General features: G+C 71.4%; 14 protein-coding genes and 1 pseudogene. 7 read left to right on the top strand and 8 right to left on the bottom strand.

Annotated elements, in window-relative coordinates; genetic code table 11:
• Positions 1–125 precede the first annotated feature (125 nt).
• Positions 126–416, bottom strand: a pseudogene (locus AB0N02_RS20100) (metalloregulator ArsR/SmtB family transcription factor); the annotation flags it as partial.
• A 196-nt stretch (positions 417–612) separates the two neighbouring features.
• Here AB0N02_RS20100 and AB0N02_RS20095 point away from each other — a divergent pair.
• The 3 genes from AB0N02_RS20095 (at position 613) to AB0N02_RS20085 (ending at position 3,403) form a co-directional block, all read left to right on the top strand.
• On the top strand, positions 613–1,131 hold the full coding sequence (locus AB0N02_RS20095; RefSeq protein ID WP_363948478.1) for a TIGR00725 family protein: 519 nt from the start codon (positions 613–615) through the stop codon (positions 1,129–1,131).
• Positions 1,132–1,287: 156 nt separating this feature from the next.
• Positions 1,288–2,592, top strand: coding sequence for a histidine kinase (locus AB0N02_RS20090; protein ID WP_363948475.1), 1,305 nt, complete (start codon positions 1,288–1,290; stop codon positions 2,590–2,592).
• Positions 2,593–2,737: 145 nt separating this feature from the next.
• Positions 2,738–3,403: a response regulator transcription factor gene (locus tag AB0N02_RS20085; protein ID WP_363948473.1), complete on the top strand. Its 666-nt coding sequence runs from the start codon at positions 2,738–2,740 to the stop codon at positions 3,401–3,403.
• On the opposite strand, the gene secY is transcribed toward AB0N02_RS20085, so the two are convergent.
• The gene (secY, locus tag AB0N02_RS20080; RefSeq protein WP_363948655.1) at positions 3,378–4,691 is read right to left on the bottom strand and encodes a preprotein translocase subunit SecY; all 1,314 of its coding nucleotides are present in this window, start codon (positions 4,689–4,691) and stop codon (positions 3,378–3,380) included. The two genes, AB0N02_RS20085 and secY, sit on opposite strands and share 26 nt — an antisense overlap.
• Positions 4,692–4,850: 159 nt before the next feature.
• On the bottom strand, positions 4,851–5,519 hold the full coding sequence (locus AB0N02_RS20075; protein ID WP_363948470.1) for a DNA-binding response regulator: 669 nt from the start codon (positions 5,517–5,519) through the stop codon (positions 4,851–4,853).
• Positions 5,520–5,619: 100 nt separating this feature from the next.
• Here AB0N02_RS20075 and AB0N02_RS20070 point away from each other — a divergent pair, with 100 nt between their 5' ends.
• The 3 genes from AB0N02_RS20070 to AB0N02_RS20060 all read left to right on the top strand — a co-directional run bounded on the left by AB0N02_RS20070 (position 5,620) and on the right by AB0N02_RS20060 (position 7,721).
• The gene (locus tag AB0N02_RS20070; protein ID WP_363948467.1) at positions 5,620–6,513 is read left to right on the top strand and encodes an oxidoreductase; all 894 of its coding nucleotides are present in this window, start codon (positions 5,620–5,622) and stop codon (positions 6,511–6,513) included.
• Positions 6,514–6,674: 161 nt separating this feature from the next.
• Positions 6,675–7,496, top strand: a complete 822-nt coding sequence (locus tag AB0N02_RS20065) for an MOSC N-terminal beta barrel domain-containing protein (protein ID WP_363948465.1) — start codon at positions 6,675–6,677, stop codon at positions 7,494–7,496.
• Between the two features lie 51 nt (positions 7,497–7,547).
• Positions 7,548–7,721: a hypothetical protein gene (locus tag AB0N02_RS20060; RefSeq protein WP_363948462.1), complete on the top strand. Its 174-nt coding sequence runs from the start codon at positions 7,548–7,550 to the stop codon at positions 7,719–7,721.
• On the opposite strand, the gene AB0N02_RS20055 is transcribed toward AB0N02_RS20060, so the two are convergent.
• The 3 genes from AB0N02_RS20055 to AB0N02_RS20045 form a co-directional block, all read right to left on the bottom strand.
• Complete coding sequence (locus tag AB0N02_RS20055) at positions 7,718–9,328, bottom strand: carboxylesterase/lipase family protein (RefSeq protein WP_363948460.1); 1,611 nt, start codon at positions 9,326–9,328, stop codon at positions 7,718–7,720. The genes AB0N02_RS20060 and AB0N02_RS20055 overlap by 4 nt on opposite strands.
• Before the next feature lie 349 nt (positions 9,329–9,677).
• Positions 9,678–10,340 (bottom strand): response regulator transcription factor, encoded by a 663-nt coding sequence (locus AB0N02_RS20050; RefSeq protein ID WP_363948458.1) that lies wholly within the window; start codon positions 10,338–10,340, stop codon positions 9,678–9,680.
• Positions 10,337–11,401 (bottom strand): histidine kinase, encoded by a 1,065-nt coding sequence (locus AB0N02_RS20045; protein ID WP_363948456.1) that lies wholly within the window; start codon positions 11,399–11,401, stop codon positions 10,337–10,339. The genes AB0N02_RS20050 and AB0N02_RS20045 overlap by 4 nt, the downstream gene beginning before the upstream one ends.
• A gap of 341 nt (positions 11,402–11,742) precedes the next feature.
• Here AB0N02_RS20045 and AB0N02_RS20040 point away from each other — a divergent pair, with 341 nt between their 5' ends.
• Positions 11,743–13,173 carry an amidase gene (locus AB0N02_RS20040; protein WP_363948453.1) on the top strand — a complete coding sequence of 477 codons (1,431 nt, stop codon included), beginning with the start codon at positions 11,743–11,745 and terminating at the stop codon, positions 13,171–13,173.
• 68 nt (positions 13,174–13,241) lie between these two features.
• Here the strand turns inward: AB0N02_RS20040 and AB0N02_RS20035 are convergent, their stop codons facing one another.
• Both AB0N02_RS20035 and egtD read right to left on the bottom strand, forming a co-directional pair.
• Positions 13,242–14,345 carry a M20 family metallopeptidase gene (locus tag AB0N02_RS20035; protein WP_363948451.1) on the bottom strand — a complete coding sequence of 368 codons (1,104 nt, stop codon included), beginning with the start codon at positions 14,343–14,345 and terminating at the stop codon, positions 13,242–13,244.
• 86 nt (positions 14,346–14,431) lie between these two features.
• Positions 14,432–15,412 carry an L-histidine N(alpha)-methyltransferase gene (egtD, locus tag AB0N02_RS20030; protein ID WP_363948448.1) on the bottom strand — a complete coding sequence of 327 codons (981 nt, stop codon included), beginning with the start codon at positions 15,410–15,412 and terminating at the stop codon, positions 14,432–14,434.
• Between the last annotated feature and the right edge of the window lie 13 nt (positions 15,413–15,425).

The following is a 15,425-nucleotide window of genomic DNA, read 5'->3' as shown; positions in this document are numbered from 1 at the left end:
GTGACGTCCGAGTACTGCGTGCGGGCCTCCGATGTGCCGTCCGAGGCGTGTGTGCAGGTTTCCGGTGTGCCGTTCGAGGCGTGTGTGCAGGTTTCCGGTGCGTCGTTCAGGCACCGTTCGCCGGTCTCCACCGCCAGCACCACCCCGAGCAGGGCGTCTATCGCGTGCGCGAGACGTCGGTCGGCGATTTCATACCGGGTCTGACGTCCTTCCCCGGTGCCGACCACCAGTCCGCAGCCTCGGAGGCAGGCCAGGTGGTTGGAGACGTTGGATCGGGTGAGATCGAGGCGTTCGGCCAGCCGGGCGGGATACTCCGGTCCCTCCAGCAGCGCGATCAGGATGCGGCATCGGGTCGGGTCGGCCAGGGCCTTCCCGAGGCGGGCCATGGCGTCCATACGGGTGGCGGCGGTGAGCATACTCACGAAAGTACAGCGAGTGCTGTACTACAGTCCATGCTGAATTCAGTGAAGGCTGACCAATTGGGGGAGAGGTGCCCCGGGATTCGGGTGAGAGGGCCTCCCGGGGGCCGATTCGGAGGCCGCTTCCGTACGGCGCGCGTCCCCCGGCACGAGAACACAGGACGTGGGCCGGGTGTGCTGGCACGATCTCCTCGTGACGATTCAGGTATCGGTCTGCGGTCCCCGTGACTGCACCGGAGAGGACGAGGCCAACGCGCGCGAGGTCGGCCGGCTGCTGGCCGAGCGCGGCGCGGTGGTGATCTGCGGCGGTTACACCGGGGTCATGGCCGCCGTCGCGGCCGGGGCGCGGTCGGCGGGCGGGACGGTCGTCGGCATCCTGTCCCTGCCGGACAGGCAGGGGGCCAACCCCGACCTGAGCATCGTGATTCCCACCGGGGTCGGCGAGGCGCGCAACGGCATCATCGTCAACTCGGGAGACGCGGTGATCGTCGTCGGTGGTTCCTGGGGGACGCTGTCCGAACTGGCCCTCGCCATGCGCCGGGGCCGTACCCCCGTGGTCCAGCTCGGCGGCTGGCGGCTCCTCGACCAGGACGGCCGGCCTCTGCCCGGCATACGGCACGCCGCCTCACCGGCCCAGGCGCTGGACCTGACCGGGCTCTGGCCTGACACACCGGCCTTCGGCCCGGGGCCGGGGGAGGCCGATGGGGGGTAAGGGAGTCCCGGCGTGGTCGGCGGGCCGCGCGATGCCGGGCGCCGAGGTGTCGGGAGACGGTGCCGGGGAGCTGGGGAACCACTCGGTCGCATCTCGGACACGACCCCCTGACGCTGGCTAGGATCAAGGCATACGAGCCTGTTCTGGTGGGGGATGGTGACCGAGCACACGCAGCCGGACAGCCGCCCCCGCAGTTCCCTGGTGGCGGCTGCTGCGGCGCTGTCCCGGCTGGGACGGCTGCGTGACCTTCCGGTCGTCTTCATGCTCGCGTGGGTGGGCTGGCTGGCCATCCCGTGGCCGCCCAACGGTCTCGCCCAGGCTCGCGGTACGGCCGATCATCCCCTGAGCGTGGGGCTCCCGGCGGGCCAGGCGGTCGGCGTGTGCCCTCCGGCGGGCTGCGGTCCCGATGTTCCCGGGGCCCCCGGGGCCCCCGATGTTCCCGACGCCGCCGTGCCGGCGGGATGGGCCCTGACGGCGGCACCGGTCCAGCCGACGCTGCTCGTGAAACCGGAGGGACGGCCGGAGGCGGTCGCGGAGACCGCCGTCCACCCCGGATCGGTCACGGAGACGGCGCGGTCGTCGACCGGTTCGCAGGCGTTGACCGGTCCGCAGGCGTTGACCGATCCGCAGGCGTCGGCCGGTTCGCAGGCGTCGGCCGGTTCGCGGGGGGCGGCGGGAGCGCCGGTTTCGGCGGACGTCCGGGAACTGATCGCTCTGGAACGGGCCCGCATCGCCGGGGAGGTGCACGACGCCGCCGGTCACGGCCTCGCGGCCATCGCCATGCAGGCCAAGATCGCTCTGCTGATGCTCGACGAGCGTCCCGACCAGGTTCGCGAGTCGCTGGAGGCGATCCGCTCGACCAGCGTGCGGGCGCTCGACCACCTCCGTTCCGCGCTCGACCGCATCGACCTCAAGACCTCGGAGTACGGCCCGGTGCCTCCGGAGCACGGTCCGGGGACGCCGGAACACGGTGGGAGATGGTCGGAGCGCGACGCGGAGGCGCCGGGACACGAGCGGTCCCCGGAGACGCCCGCCGGGCACGACCTGTCCGAGCTGATCGCGGGGGTGCGCGCGGCGGGGCTGCCCGTCGACGTCGAGCCGGTGGAGCCGAACATTCCCGCGCATCTCGGGGACACCGTCTACCGCGTCGTGCGCGAGTCGCTGACCAACGTCCTGCGCCACGCGGGTCCGACCAGGGTCTCGGTCCGCGTGGCCGAGGAGCCGCGCGGGTTCGTCGTCGAGGTCGCCGACAGGGGGAGGGGGCCGGCGGAAACGGCGGCGGGACGCCCCGCAGGAGCGGCGGAGGGACGAGGGCTGGCCGGGATACGGGCCCGGGTGACGGAAGTCGGCGGCTCGTTCGGCGCGGGTTCCCGCGAGGGCGGGGGCTTCCGTGTCGTGGCCAGGTTCCCCGTGGGCGGCGCGTCTCCCCTGGACACCGGGCTTCCGGCGGAGACCGTATGACCCAGGGCGGCTCCGGCGAAGGCCGGATGATCCAGGACGTCTCCGGTGAAGGCCGGACGGCCTCATCCGGAGGGACGCATGATCCGGGGCATCGGGCCGTGCGGGAAGTCCCGTGGTTCGGAGATCGCATGATCCGGAGGGGCGCGTGACCTCTCCGGCGGGTTCGATCCGCGTGGCGCTCGCCGACGATCAGGCCGTCGTGCGCATGGGGCTCAGGGCGCTCATCGACCGCGAACCCGACCTGGAGTTCGCCGGTGAGGCCGCCGACGGCGCCGAGGCTCTCCGGCTGCTGGGCGAGACACGTCCGGACGTCCTCCTGCTCGACATCCGCATGCCCGGCATGGACGGCATCGACACGCTGCGCGCCATCGCCGCCGACCCCGCGCTCAACGCCACCCGGGTGGTCGTCGTCACGACCTTCGAGGTCGACCAGTACGTCTTCGCCGCCCTCCAGGCCGGTGCCAGCGGGTTCGTCCTCAAGGACGGCGCCCCCGAGGAACTCGCCCACGCGATCAGGGTCGTCGCCTCCGGGGAGGCGCTGCTGTCCCCCTCCGTCACCAGGAAGGTCATCGGCCTGTTCGGCCGTCATGACGTCGCTCCGGTCGAGGGCCTCGACACCCTCACCCCCAGGGAACGCGAGATGGTCGCCTGGGTCGCCACGGGGCGGTCGAACGACGAGATCGCCGCGGAACTGGTCATCAGCCCCGACACGGTCCGTACCCACGTCAGCCGCGCGATGGTCAAGCTGCGTGCCCGCGACCGCGCCCAGCTGGTCGTCTTCGCCGTCAGGTCCGGCCTGACGATTCCTTGAGGAAGCCCGTGTAGGTGCGCTGTTCCAGCTGCGCCTCGATCTGCTTCACCGTGTCCAGCCCCACCCCGACCATGATGAGGACGGTCGTCCCGCCGAACGGGAAGTTCTGCTGGGTGCCCTGGTCGTGCAGCATCATGAACGCGATGATCGGGATCAGCGACAGCGTGGCGAGATAGGCGGCTCCGGGCGCGGTCAGCCGGGAGAGCACGAACCGGAGGTAGTCCGCGGTGGGCCGTCCCGGCCGGATGCCGGGTACGAACCCGCTGAACCGCTTCATGTTGTCCGCCGCCTCCGCCGGGTCGAAGGTGATCGACACGTAGAAGTAGGTGAAGGCCACGATCAGCAGGAGATACGTCGTTATGTATATGGGGTGGTCGCCGGACACGAGGTAGCGCGCGACCCACTCGGCGACCGGTCCCGCACCGCCCGTCAGCTGTGTCACCAGCTGAGGGAGGAAGAGCAGGGACGAGGTGAAGATGACGGGGACGATCCCGGCCTGGTTGACCTTCAGCGGCAGGTAGGTCGAGGTCCCGCTGTACATTCTGCGGCCGACCATCCGCTTGGCGTACTGCACCGGGATCCGCCGCTGCGCCTGCTCCATGAACACCACCGCCGCCACCAGGAAGACACCCGAGACCAGCATCGTCACCAGGGCGAACGGGTTGAGCAGGAAGATGTTCGACAGGTAGGAGGGGAAGACGGCGACCACCTGCGCGAAGATCAGGATGGACATGCCGTTCCCGATCCCCCGGTCGGTGATCAGCTCACCCAGCCACATGATCACACTCGTCCCCGCGACCATCGTGACCACGATCACCACGACCGTCACCGGGCTCTGGTCGTACAGCATCCGCTCGCGGCAGTTGGGAAAGATCTGGTTCGCCCGGGCCAGTGACACGATCGTGGCGGCGTGGAGCACGCTCATCACCACGGTCAGATATCTCGTGTACTGCGTGATCTTCGCCTGTCCCTCCCGCCCCTCCTTCCTGAGGGTTTCCAGGCGCGGGATCACCGCGGTGAGCAACTGGACGACGATGCCGGCCGTGATGTACGGCATGACCCCGAGGGCGAACACCGACAGCTTCAGCATGGCTCCGCCGCTGAACAGCTGCAGAGCCTCGATGAGGCCGCCGTCGGTTCCGTTCAGGCACGCCCGCACCGCGACCACGTTCACGCCGGGCGCGGGCAGGATCTGCCCGAACCGGAACAGCGCGATCATCGCCAGCGTGAAGAGCAACTTCTTCCGAAGGTCGGGCACGCGGAAAGCGCGAATGAGGACGGTCAGCATGCCGCCGAGTCTGGTCGCGGGGACGCGGCGGGACATCCGCTCACCGGAGGCTTCGCCGTACGCAGATCCGCGTACTCTTCCGGCGACGTGGACACGGACGGCGAGGACGGGATCGACGGGATCGACGGGATCGAGGGCGGCGGTGGGCCGGTACGGGACTCAGCCGGTGAGGCCGAGTTCGTGGGCGCGCAGGCCCGCCTCGAAGCGGGACCCGGCGTCGAGCGCCTTCATCAGCTCGGCCACCCGGCGGCGGTAGGTGCGCAGCGACAGGCCGAGCTCGCGCGCCGCGGTCTCGTCCTTGTAACCGGCGCCGAGCACGGTCAGGATCCGCCGGCTCTCCTGGTCGAGCACGGGCGGGCGGGCCCGGCGGAACTCGGCCAGCCCGACGGCCGTCTCCCAGGTGGCCCGGAACAGCGAGCTCACACTTCTGACCACGTCGGGGGAGCGCACCACGGTGTAGGTACGGGTGCCCCGTACGGACGGTCCCGCGAGGATCGCGATCCGGTCGTCGATGATGATCGTCTCGTGTGGCAGGGCGGTGGCGCAGATCCGTACGTGGACGCCGTGGGCGGCCACCTCGACGAGATGTCGCTCGGACTCCTCGTCGTCGAGGACCTGCGGGTTGAAGAGCTTGCGGACGGTCGGAGCCGGAGCCGTGCGGGGCCCGGCCCCGGAGATCCGCGCGCGCATGCCGGGCATGCTCCAGGTCTTCAGGTCACCGGCCGCGCAGACGAACTCCCGCTCGGCGCGGAGAAACAGATGGCCCGCGCGCTCGGCCAGCTCCCGTTCACCGCGCAGGATCACGTTCCGATCCGGATCAACAGTCATCGCCTCAAGTGTGCGGCCCCGCGCCGCGCGCGGCAAAGCGTGCGTGGCAGCTTGCTGCCACCGCCTCGCCGCGTGAGCGGGAGCGCTGGAGGGTTGGGACATGACGCATACACGGATCGACGAGGCCGGACACCGGCTGCTGGGCGGCGAAACCCGGGTCTCCCGCATCGGGTTCGGAGCGATGCGGCTGCCCGCGCGGGGCTGGGACGGGCCGCCGGGGGATCGGGACACCGCGCTGGCGGTGCTGCGCGGGGCGGTCGATCTCGGTGTCGACCACATCGACACCGCCTCGTTCTACTTCTACGGGGACCTCGCGGCCAACGAGCTGATCCGCACGGCGCTGCACCCCTATCCCGATCACCTGGTGATCGCCACCAAGGTCGGCCCCCGGCGCGGGCCACAGGGATGGCTGCCCGAGGCGGGCCCGGACGACCTGCGTCCCGCGGTCGAGCAGAACCTTCGCGAGCTCGGCAGGGACTCCCTCGACCTGGTCTACCTGCGGTTGGGCGGGATCGGGATGACGGACGAGCCGATCGGGGAGCGGTTCGCCGCGCTGGCCGCCCTGCGGGAGCGGGGGCTCGTCCGGCATCTCGGGCTCAGTAACGTGTCGGGGGCGCAGCTCGCCGAGGCACGGGCCATCGCCCCCGTGGCGGCGGTGCAGAACCACTTCCACCTGCTGCGGCAACGGGACACGGACCTGCTCGCCGAGTGCGAACGGGAGGGCATCGCGTACGTGCCGTTCTTCCCGCTGGGCGGGGCACAGCCGCCGGACGACGTGCGGATCGGACGGATCGCGGAGCGGCACGGCGCCACGGTCGCGCAGGTCGTGCTCGCGTGGCTGCTCGCCCGATCACCGGTGACGCTGGCCATCCCGGGCACCTCCTCGGTGGCGCACCTCGCCGAGAACGTGGCGGCGGCCGGGCTCAGGCTGAGCGCCGAGGAGACGGCCGAGCTGTCCGCCGTCGGCGTTCGGCTCTCGGAAGAGGAAAAGTGACATTCTCATGTGAGATTGACCGGCAAGGCCTTCTGGTCGTTCGGGGACGCGCGTAGGGTCGCGGCCATGAGGATCCCCCTTCCCGCCGTCGCTCCGCCTCGGGCGGCCGGACCGGTACGGCGTGAGCCGTCAGGAGGCCGCGAGCCCGCCAGGAGACCCGCGTGATCGTGACGGAGCTGAACGTCTATCCCCTCAAGAGCGGCGGCGGTACCTCGTTGCGGGAGGCCGAGATCACCCCGCGCGGTATACGGAACGACCGCGAACTGATGCTGGTCACCCCCGACGGCAGGCACCTGTCCCAGCGGGAGATTCCGGCGATGGCGCTCCTGAGGCCGGTCTACGACGGCCGGAGGCTCCGGGTCGGCCCCGTTGATCCGGAGCCCCCGGCTGTCGTGGCGGCCCCGCTCGTGCACGACGTACGGCGGGCCGGGCCGGCGCGGGACATCACCCTCTTCCGTGTCCCCTACCGGGGCGTCGACCAGGGCGACACCGCCGCTGGCTGGTTCTCCGCGGCGCTCGGCACCCCGTGCCGCCTGGTGTGCCTCCCCGACGACCACGTCCGCCCGCTCGACCCGCGTCACGGCGGCGGGGAGGTGGGGTACGCCGACGCCTTCCCGCTGCTCGTCACCTCCGCCGAGTCGCTGGCCGAGCTGAACACGAGGCTGCCGGAGCCCGTGCCGATGAACCGTTTCCGGCCGAACATCGTCGTCTCCGGCTGGGACGAACCGTTCGGGGAGGATCGGGTACGGCGGCTGCGGATCGGCGAGGTGGAGATCGAGCTGGTGGGACCCTGCGGGCGCTGCATGATCGTCAACGTGAACCAGGGGACGGGGACCAGGGAGCGGCAGCCGCTCCGCGCGCTCGCCGGCTTCCGGACCGTCGCACGGAAGATCCTCTTCGGGCAGGGCGGTGTGCCGCGCACGCCGGGCAAGATCCGGGTGGGCGATCCGGTCGTCGTCCTGGAGCGTGTCCGGAACCGCTGAGGAAACCGGCGGGGAAACATCTCATGGAGATGTCAGATTTTCTCGCGCCCGATGGACGCCCTCGTCGTTCCTGCCCGGATGCGCGTCACACGGCCGTTCATGGGAGACCGCGAGATCGTCGAGTTTCGCGGCCCGGACGGCGACCGCCTCCGGATCGGCACCCCGCCTGCCCGATCCGGAGCCCGCCCGCCCGCTCTAGAGGTCGAGACCGCCCGCCTGCTCTAGAGATTGAGGCCGTCGAACGCCAGCGTGTCCCACAGCGCGCGTTCGTTCCCCTTGGGGTCGTCGGCCACCCTGGGGGAGAGATCCCAGATCATCGTGGCGCGTCGCGGGGCGCGGTAGGCAGGCCACGCGGGCCTGGAGACCGTACGGCGCGCGCCGGGATCCCCGGTACGGGCGAAGGAGGTCCAGGCGTCGACCATCTGGTTCGACAGCGCCGTCAGCCGTGCCCGGTCGGTCCGCAGCGCCTCCTCCCCACCCTGGACACCGGGGAAGCGCAGGGTGCCGAACATGAAGGCCATCTCGATCGTGTGCACCGCCCCGACCCCCTTCGGCGGCGCCCAGTCGAACTGGAACGCGTAGCTGGGACGCCAGCCGCTCTGCGCCTCGGCGAGCCTGAGGATCGGCACCCGCATGCCCTGGTCGGTGAACATCGCCAGAGTCGCCTCCTGGCGGGTCCTGCCCTTCCGGTAGATCGCGGTCATCCGCTCACGCCGGGCCGCGAGTTCTTTGGGGAAGAACGCGTCGTACTGCCGGGCGAGATCGCTCAGCCCGTTCGAGGCGAACTGGCCGAAGAAGTTGACCTCGTCGCGGTCGCTGCCGACGAGGAGGTCGATCCCGCGTGCGTTCCCGGCCCTGACACGCTTGAGCACCGAGTCGCGGACCAGTGTCCCGTCGATGTACGGGCCGAAGTAGAGCGCGCCGCCCGCCGTACCGGGAAGGGTGGCCAGGGCCCTCTCCTGGACCTTGAGCACCTCGTCCACGGGCATGGCCTTCAGCGCGGCGACGTCACGCACGGGGAAGGCGGCGGCGATCCCGCGCTCGAACGCCGCGGTGTGGACGAGGGCTCCGCTGCCGCTCTGCAGGACGGCCCGGCGGAACAGCCTCTCCGGATGGTCGGTGGCGAGCATGGCACTGATCGAGTTGGCGCCCGCTGACTCGCCGACCACGGTGACGTTCGCGGGGTCGCCGCCGAAGTCGGCCACGTGCCGCCGCACCCAGCGCAGCGCGGTCATCTGGTCGCGCAGCCCGTTGTTGCCCGAGCCGCGGTAGGCCGGATCGAGGCCGCCCAGTTCGGTCCAGCCGAGCACCCCGAGGCGGTAGTTGAGGGAGACGACCACCGCGTCTCCCCTGGTGGCCAGATGCGTTCCGTCGTAGCGCGGCTCGTTGCCGGTCCCGAACCTGGCCGCGCCGCCGTGGATGAACACGATCACCGGGCGCTTCGCGCGGTCCGGCTGTGGCGTCCACACGTTGAGGTAGAGGCAGTCCTCGTCGGTGTAGACCTTCCTGTCGTCGGGGTAGTCCTCCGACAGCGCGTCCCGGTCCTGGGGGCAGACGCGCTTATCGTCGACGGCCTTGAGCGTGCCCCGCCACGGGCCGATGGGTTTCGGCGGCCGGAAGCGGCGCTCCCCGACGGGTGGCTCGGCGTAGGGGATGCCGCGGAAGGCGCACAGGCCGGCCGTCGCCGTACCCGAGACGGCGCCGAGGGAGGTGCGGGTCACGCAGGTCGTACCGCCGGTGGCGTCACGGACCGCCATGGCGCTGCCGGCGGGGGTGACGGCCAGGGCGAGGGCTGTACCGGCGGTGGCGAGAAGGGTGGGAAAACGGAACATCGGGGTCTCCTCTGCGAAGGCTGTGGCCAGAGCCTCGCCGAGGAGGACACCGGTCCGGATCGGCCTGCGGGGTGAACCCGTGACCGCTCACGAGAGGGAGACCCGGGTACGAGGCCGTCATCGGTGTGACCGTGACCGCTCACCGGGCGGAGCCTCGCTCACCGGCGCCGATCCGCTCCGTCCCACCGCCCGCCGTACCGGCGCCCCGGACAACCATGGGCATGGTGAGGGGCGCGTCGAGCCGGTGTTCGCCGGGTGGACTTTGTCCCGGATCCGCTGGGCCCCCCGAACCCGCGATCCTCTTGAACCTGCTGGTCACCCCGAGTCCGTGATCACTCCAGGCTTGTGACTATTCCGAGCCCGCGACGACCAGGCCGGATTCGTAGGCGAACACGACCGCCTGGGCCCGGTCCCGCAGGCCGAGTTTGGCCAGCAGGTTGCTCACGTGAGTCTTCACCGTGTGCTCGCTGACCACCAGTTCGGCGGCGATCTCGGCGTTGGACAGGCCCCGGGCGACCTGCCGGAGCGTGTCGGTCTCCCGGTCGGTCAGCTGGCTGAGCCGTCTGCGCAGCGCGGGTCTGGCGGTGCCGCGCCGTACGACGTCCTCGATCAGCCGCCGGGTGACGGCCGGGGCGAGCAGCGCCTCGCCCGCCGCGACGAGGCGGACCGCGCGCACCAGGTCGTCCCGCCGTACGTCCTTGAGCAGGAAGCCGCTCGCCCCGGCGCGCAGCGCGTCGTACACGTAGTCGTCGATGTCGTACATCGTCAGGACCAGCACCTTCGCGGAGGTGCGGCGGCAGATCTCCGCCGTGGCCGCGACCCCGTCCATGCGGGGCATGCGGATGTCCATGAGCACCAGGTCGGGTTCGAGGGCGACGGCCTTCTCGACGGCCTCCGCCCCGTCCGCGGCCTCGCCGACGATCGTGATGTCGTCGTGCGAGTTGAGGATCATGGCGAAGCCGCCGCGGAACAGGTCCTGGTCGTCGGCGACGAGTACGCGCATGTGGGTCATCCGATGGGGAGGGTCGCGGTGACGGTGAAACCACGGGGGTCGACGGTGAGGCTACCTCCGCAGGCTCCCGCGCGCTCACGCATCCCGACGATGCCGTGTCCTTCGCGGAACCCGGCGCCCCCGCCCCCGCCGTCGTCGGCGACCTCGATCGTCAGCGTACGGCGCGACCACGCCAGGGACAGCCGCGCGGTACGGACGGCCGCGTGCCGAAGGACGTTCGTCAGGCACTCCTGGACGATCCGGTAGGCGGCGATGTCCACCGCCGCCGAGACCGGCAGCCGCGTGCCCCGCTCCTCGACGGTGACGTCCAGACCGGCCTGCCGGGTGCGCTCGACCAGGTCGGCGACGGTGTCGAGGCCCGGCTGGGGTTCCCGCCCGGGGGTGCCCCGCAGCGTCCCGAGGATCAGGCGGAGCTGGCCGATGGCGTCCCGTCCGGTCGTCGCGATCGCCTCGAACGCGGCCTCCGCCTTCGCCGGGTCGCCGCGCACGACCAGCGGCCCGGCCTCGGCCTGTACGACCATGAGCCCGACCGAGTGCGTCACGATGTCGTGCATGTCGCGCGCGATGCGCGTGCGCTCCTCCGCGACCGCGGCGGCACGCTCCTCCCGCAGCCGCAGGGAGCGCTCCTCATCCACTGCCCGCTGTGCGCGCCTGGCCCTGGTGCCGACCCCCAGGGCGTAGGCGGCGACGTACACCGTCACGACGTAGCGGAAGGTGTCGAAGTTCTCGTGCGGCAGGATGAGGGAGACCAGGAGCCCCGCGGCCAGCAGCCCGACGCCGATCACCCGCAGCACCGGCGGAGCCAGCGCCGCGAACGTGTAGGTGCAGACCAGCGGCCCGTACGGCATCAGCAGGAACGGCTTGTGCGGCAGCTGTTCCTGCACCAGCGCGAACGCCGTCATCGACAGCCCCGTCACCAGGCCGGCCGGGACGAGCAGCGTGTGCCTCCACAGGACCGGGACCGACGTCAGGAGGGCCAGCACCACGACCCACCACGGCTGCACGTGGCGTACGAAGACGGGCGTCACCGTCGCGGCCGTGACGACGGCGGCGATCGCCACGTCGGCCCGTGGTACGCGGAGGAGGTTCACTGTCGGGTCACCGCTCGGCTCGGGGGTTCCGCCAGGCTATGCCCGCCCCCTCGCCCACGCCTCCCTCCCGGGGGCGAAGACCGCCTCGCTCCGGAGAGTGAGCTTTCCGGGGCTTTCCGGTCGCCCGGTGCCGTACCACGATGGCGGTCCCCGGTCGGGTGGAAAACCAGTGGCGCTCCGCGAGCCCGCACAGGATCCTGGCCGCACGACGGGAACCCGGGCCGCCGTGACCGTCAGGTCCGCGCCTTCCGGGCAGTGTTCCATGCGCGTGCCCGAGGGCGCGGAAGGCCGAGAACCGAGAGGAAGAGCCGGTGGAGCTCCACGAGTACGCGCGGTACGACGCCGTCGGACTGCGTGATCTGATGCGGGAGGGCGAGATCACCGCCGCCGAGGTGGAGACCGTCGCCCGGCGCGCACTCGAGGTGGCGAACGCCGAGGTGAACGGGCTCGCGCTGCCGGTGTTCTCACCCGCGCTCGACCACGCGGCCGACGGGCCGCTCGCCGGTGTGCCGTTCCTCATCAAGGACAACGGCCCGGTGGCGAAGGGAGTGCCGTTCTTCTGCGGGAGCCGGAGCGTCGAGGGCGTCGTCGCACAGCGCGACACCGACCTGATGACGCGGCTTCGGGCGGCGGGGCTGGTCACCCTGGGGCTGACCACCGTGCCGGAGATGCTGATCAGTTTCTCCACCGAGTCGGTCAGGTACGGGCCGACCCGCAATCCGTGGGACCCGGATCGGGGCGTCGGCGGGTCGAGCGGCGGCGCCGCGGCCCTGGTCGCGGCCGGGGCCGTGCCCCTCGCGCACGGCAGCGACGGAGCGGGTTCCCTCCGCATCCCCGCCTCCTGCTGCGGGCTGGTCGGGCTCAAGCCGAGCCGGGGCCGTACCCCGTGTGGGCCCGACGTGGGGGAGGCGCTGTTCGGGATGTCCTGCGAGTTCGGGCTGACCCGCACCGTCCGTGACGCCGCCCACTACCTCGACGCCGTCCAGGGACCGGGCGTGGGCGACAAGTACACCGCGCCGCCTCCGTCGCGCCGGTACGCCGACGAGCCGGGGACCGATCCCGGGCCGCTGAGGGTGGCCGTGACCACGCGGGCGTGGTCGGGCGCGGCGGTGGACCCCGAGGTGGCCGAGGCGGCGGTCCGGGCGGGTCGCGTGCTGGAGGAGATGGGCCACGACGTCAACGAGGCGAGTCCCGCCGTCGACTGGGACACCGTCATGCGCGCCGTGGTGCCGAGCGCGATCGTCGCCGTGGCGGCACCCCTGCTCATGTCCCTGCGGCAACCGGACCCCGCCAAGGTGGAGGCCGTCACCATGCGTGCCTTCGAGGAGGCGAAGGAGCTCAGTGCCTTCCGTCTGCTGGGGGCCTTCGACGCGCAGAACCGGGTGAGCAGATCGGTCGGCGCGTTCTTCACCGCGTACGACCTGCTGGTCACCCCGACCCTCGGCCGGTTGCCCGCGCCGCACGGCACGCTGAGGTACGACGATCCCGAGCACACCGTGACGAGCTGGCTGGAGTCGATCTTCGACTACGGGCCGTTCTGCGTGGCTTTCAACATCTCCGGCCAGCCCGCGATCAGCCTGCCCCTGGGCCAGAGCGCCGACGGCCTGCCGATAGGGGTCCAGATCGTCGCCCCCTACGGCCGCGAAGACCTGCTGCTACGGGTGGCCGCCCGCTTCGAACAGGCCATGCCCTGGAAGGACCGCACCCCCCGCTCCTTCGTCGGCCACGGTGCCGGGGGATAGCGGCCTCGGGAGTACCGCTTTCCGCCGTCGCGGTGCGAGGAGGCGGTGAGCGGGCCGGGAGACGGTGATCATCCTGCTCCGGGGTTTTCGAGGAATTCCCTGAGTGCCCGGTGGTACGGCACGATCGTCGTGATGTCGGCGTACTCGTCGGGGCCGTGCTGGCCGTCGCCGCCGATGCCGAAGATGACGGCGTCGATGCCCCGCTGGTAGTAGAACCGGCCGTCGGCGGCGCCGTGTTTGCGCAGGAAGCCCTCACGGTAGCCCTGGTTCCCGGCGGCCCGCTGGAGCCCGCGGACCTCGGGGCGGTTCCGGTCGGCGTGATGCGGTGGATCGACGTGGTCGACGACGGGCGTGACGCCGGGCTCGCAGAAGGACGCCAGGTGCGCGGTGATCTCCTCGGCGGTCCTGCCGTCCAGGTCGGGGTCCCGTGCCGGGAACCGGATGTCCAGCCACGCCTCGGCCAGGGCCGGGACCTGGTTGCGAGCCTGGTTGGGGGTCTCGATCCGCGCCACGTTCACGGTGGTCCGCCAGGCCTCCTCGGTGGCCACGGGATATCTGGCCAGCGTGTTGTCGAGGCTGCGCTGCAGCTTGAGCAGGGCGTTGTCGCCGAGCCACTGGTAGGCGCTGTGGGCGCTCCTGCCCGTGGCCCGCAGGTTCGCGGTGACCATCCCCTTGGAGTCCGTCACGACGCGCAGCCCGCTCTGCTCACCGATGATCACGAAGTCGCCGCTGACCCCCTGTTCGAGCTGGTACAGCGTGCCGTCGCGACCGCCGACCTCCTCGTCGGTGACCAACTGCAGCGCGATCGGGTACGGCAGCCCGCCCGCCAGCTCGCGAAAGACCTGGGCCTGTGCCAGTGCCGACACCTTCATGTCATGGGCGCCCCTGGCGTAGAGGCGGGTCCCGGCGAGACGCGGCCGGAACTGGTGCGCCGGCGCGGGCACGACGTCGAGGTGGGCGTTGAGGATGATCCGGAAATGTGGTCGCCGTGCGCCGGCGTAGACCAGCGCGCTCGGCTTGCCGTTCGACTCGAACCGCTCGACCGTGAAACCGGGACCGCCCGCGAAGTCGAGTACGAGGTCGAGGGCTCGGTGCAGCTCGTCGGGCCGATCGGCGGTCGACGGCACGGCGAGCAGCCGCCGGGCCGTGCCGAGGAAGGATTCGAGATCCACCGCTTCATCGTGCCCGCGATACCGGCTCCCGGCCAGTGCTTCGAGGGGTGGGGCGGCGGGAGGGGCGCCGCCCTTGGGAGGAAGGGTTACGTGTGGGACAGGATGAGGCTGAAGTCGCCGGTGGGATCCGTGTAGTGGCGGGTCGGGGTGAACCCGGCCGCGACGAGTTCCCGGTGCAGGCCTTCCGGGTGGAACTTGGCGCTGATCTCGGTTCGCATCTCCTCACCGGCGGTGAAGGAGACGGACAGGTCGAGGCCGCCGATCCGCACGCGCATGGCGCGGGTCGCGCGCAGTCGCATCTCGATCCAGTTCTGCCGCAGGTCGTACAGCGCGACGTGCTCGAACGAGTCCGGGTCGAAGTCGGCGTTCAGTTCCCGGTTGATCACGTACAGCACGTTCCGGTTGAAGGCGGCGGTCACCCCGGCCGCGTCGTCGTAGGCCGCCACCAGCCGTCCGGTGTCCTTGACCAGGTCGGCTCCGAGCAGGAAGGAGTCGCCAGGGCCGAGGGTGGCGCGCAGCTCCTTCAGGAACACCTCGCGCGCCGCCGGGTCGAGGTTGCCGATGGTGCCGCCGAGGAAGGCGACCATCCGCCGTCCCTCCCTCGGCAGCAGCGCCAGGTGGCGTTCGAAGTCGGCGCAGACCGCGTGCACGTCCAGCCCCGGATAGCGGGCGGTGAGCCTCCGCGCGGCGTCGCCGAGGGTGACCGCGTCGACGTCCACCGGCGTGTAGGCGCGCAGCGTCCCCGCGCCGGCGAGGGCGTCGAGCAGCAGGACGGTCTTCTCGCTGGTCCCCGAGCCGAGCTCGACCAGGGTGTCCGCGCCGCTCCGCCCGGCGATGTCGCCGGCGTGCTCGCGCAGGATGGCCAGTTCGCGGCGGGTCGGGTAGTACTCGGGCAGCCGGGTGATCTGGGAGAACAGCTCGCTGCCCACCGCGTCGTAGAACCACTTGGGCGGCAGCGACTTGGGCGTCGACGCCAGCCCGCTGCGGACGTCGTGTTCGAGCGCCTGGCGTAGGTAGTCGTGATCGAGATGGCTGGTCAGGCGAATGGCGGACTGGCTGACGGGCATGAGATCTCCTTGG

This window comes from Streptosporangium sp. NPDC051022 (assembly GCF_040683035.1).
Lineage (GTDB): Bacteria > Actinomycetota > Actinomycetes > Streptosporangiales > Streptosporangiaceae > Streptosporangium.
This window is presented reverse-complemented; position numbering and strand designations above follow the sequence as displayed.

Bases quoted from the DNA above. Each gene is read 5' to 3' on its own strand.
- AB0N02_RS20055 (WP_363948460.1), bottom strand. From the start codon at position 9,328: ATGTTCCGTTTTCCCACCCTTCTCGCCACCGCCGGTACAGCCCTCGCC.
- AB0N02_RS20070 (WP_363948467.1), top strand. From the start codon at position 5,620: ATGACGCATACACGGATCGACGAGGCCGGACACCGGCTGCTGGGCGGC.
- AB0N02_RS20050 (WP_363948458.1), bottom strand. From the start codon at position 10,340: ATGACCCACATGCGCGTACTCGTCGCCGACGACCAGGACCTGTTCCGC.
- secY (WP_363948655.1), bottom strand. From the start codon at position 4,691: ATGCTGACCGTCCTCATTCGCGCTTTCCGCGTGCCCGACCTTCGGAAG.
- egtD (WP_363948448.1), bottom strand. From the start codon at position 15,412: ATGCCCGTCAGCCAGTCCGCCATTCGCCTGACCAGCCATCTCGATCAC.
- AB0N02_RS20060 (WP_363948462.1), top strand. From the start codon at position 7,548: ATGGACGCCCTCGTCGTTCCTGCCCGGATGCGCGTCACACGGCCGTTC.
- AB0N02_RS20075 (WP_363948470.1), bottom strand. From the start codon at position 5,519: ATGACTGTTGATCCGGATCGGAACGTGATCCTGCGCGGTGAACGGGAG.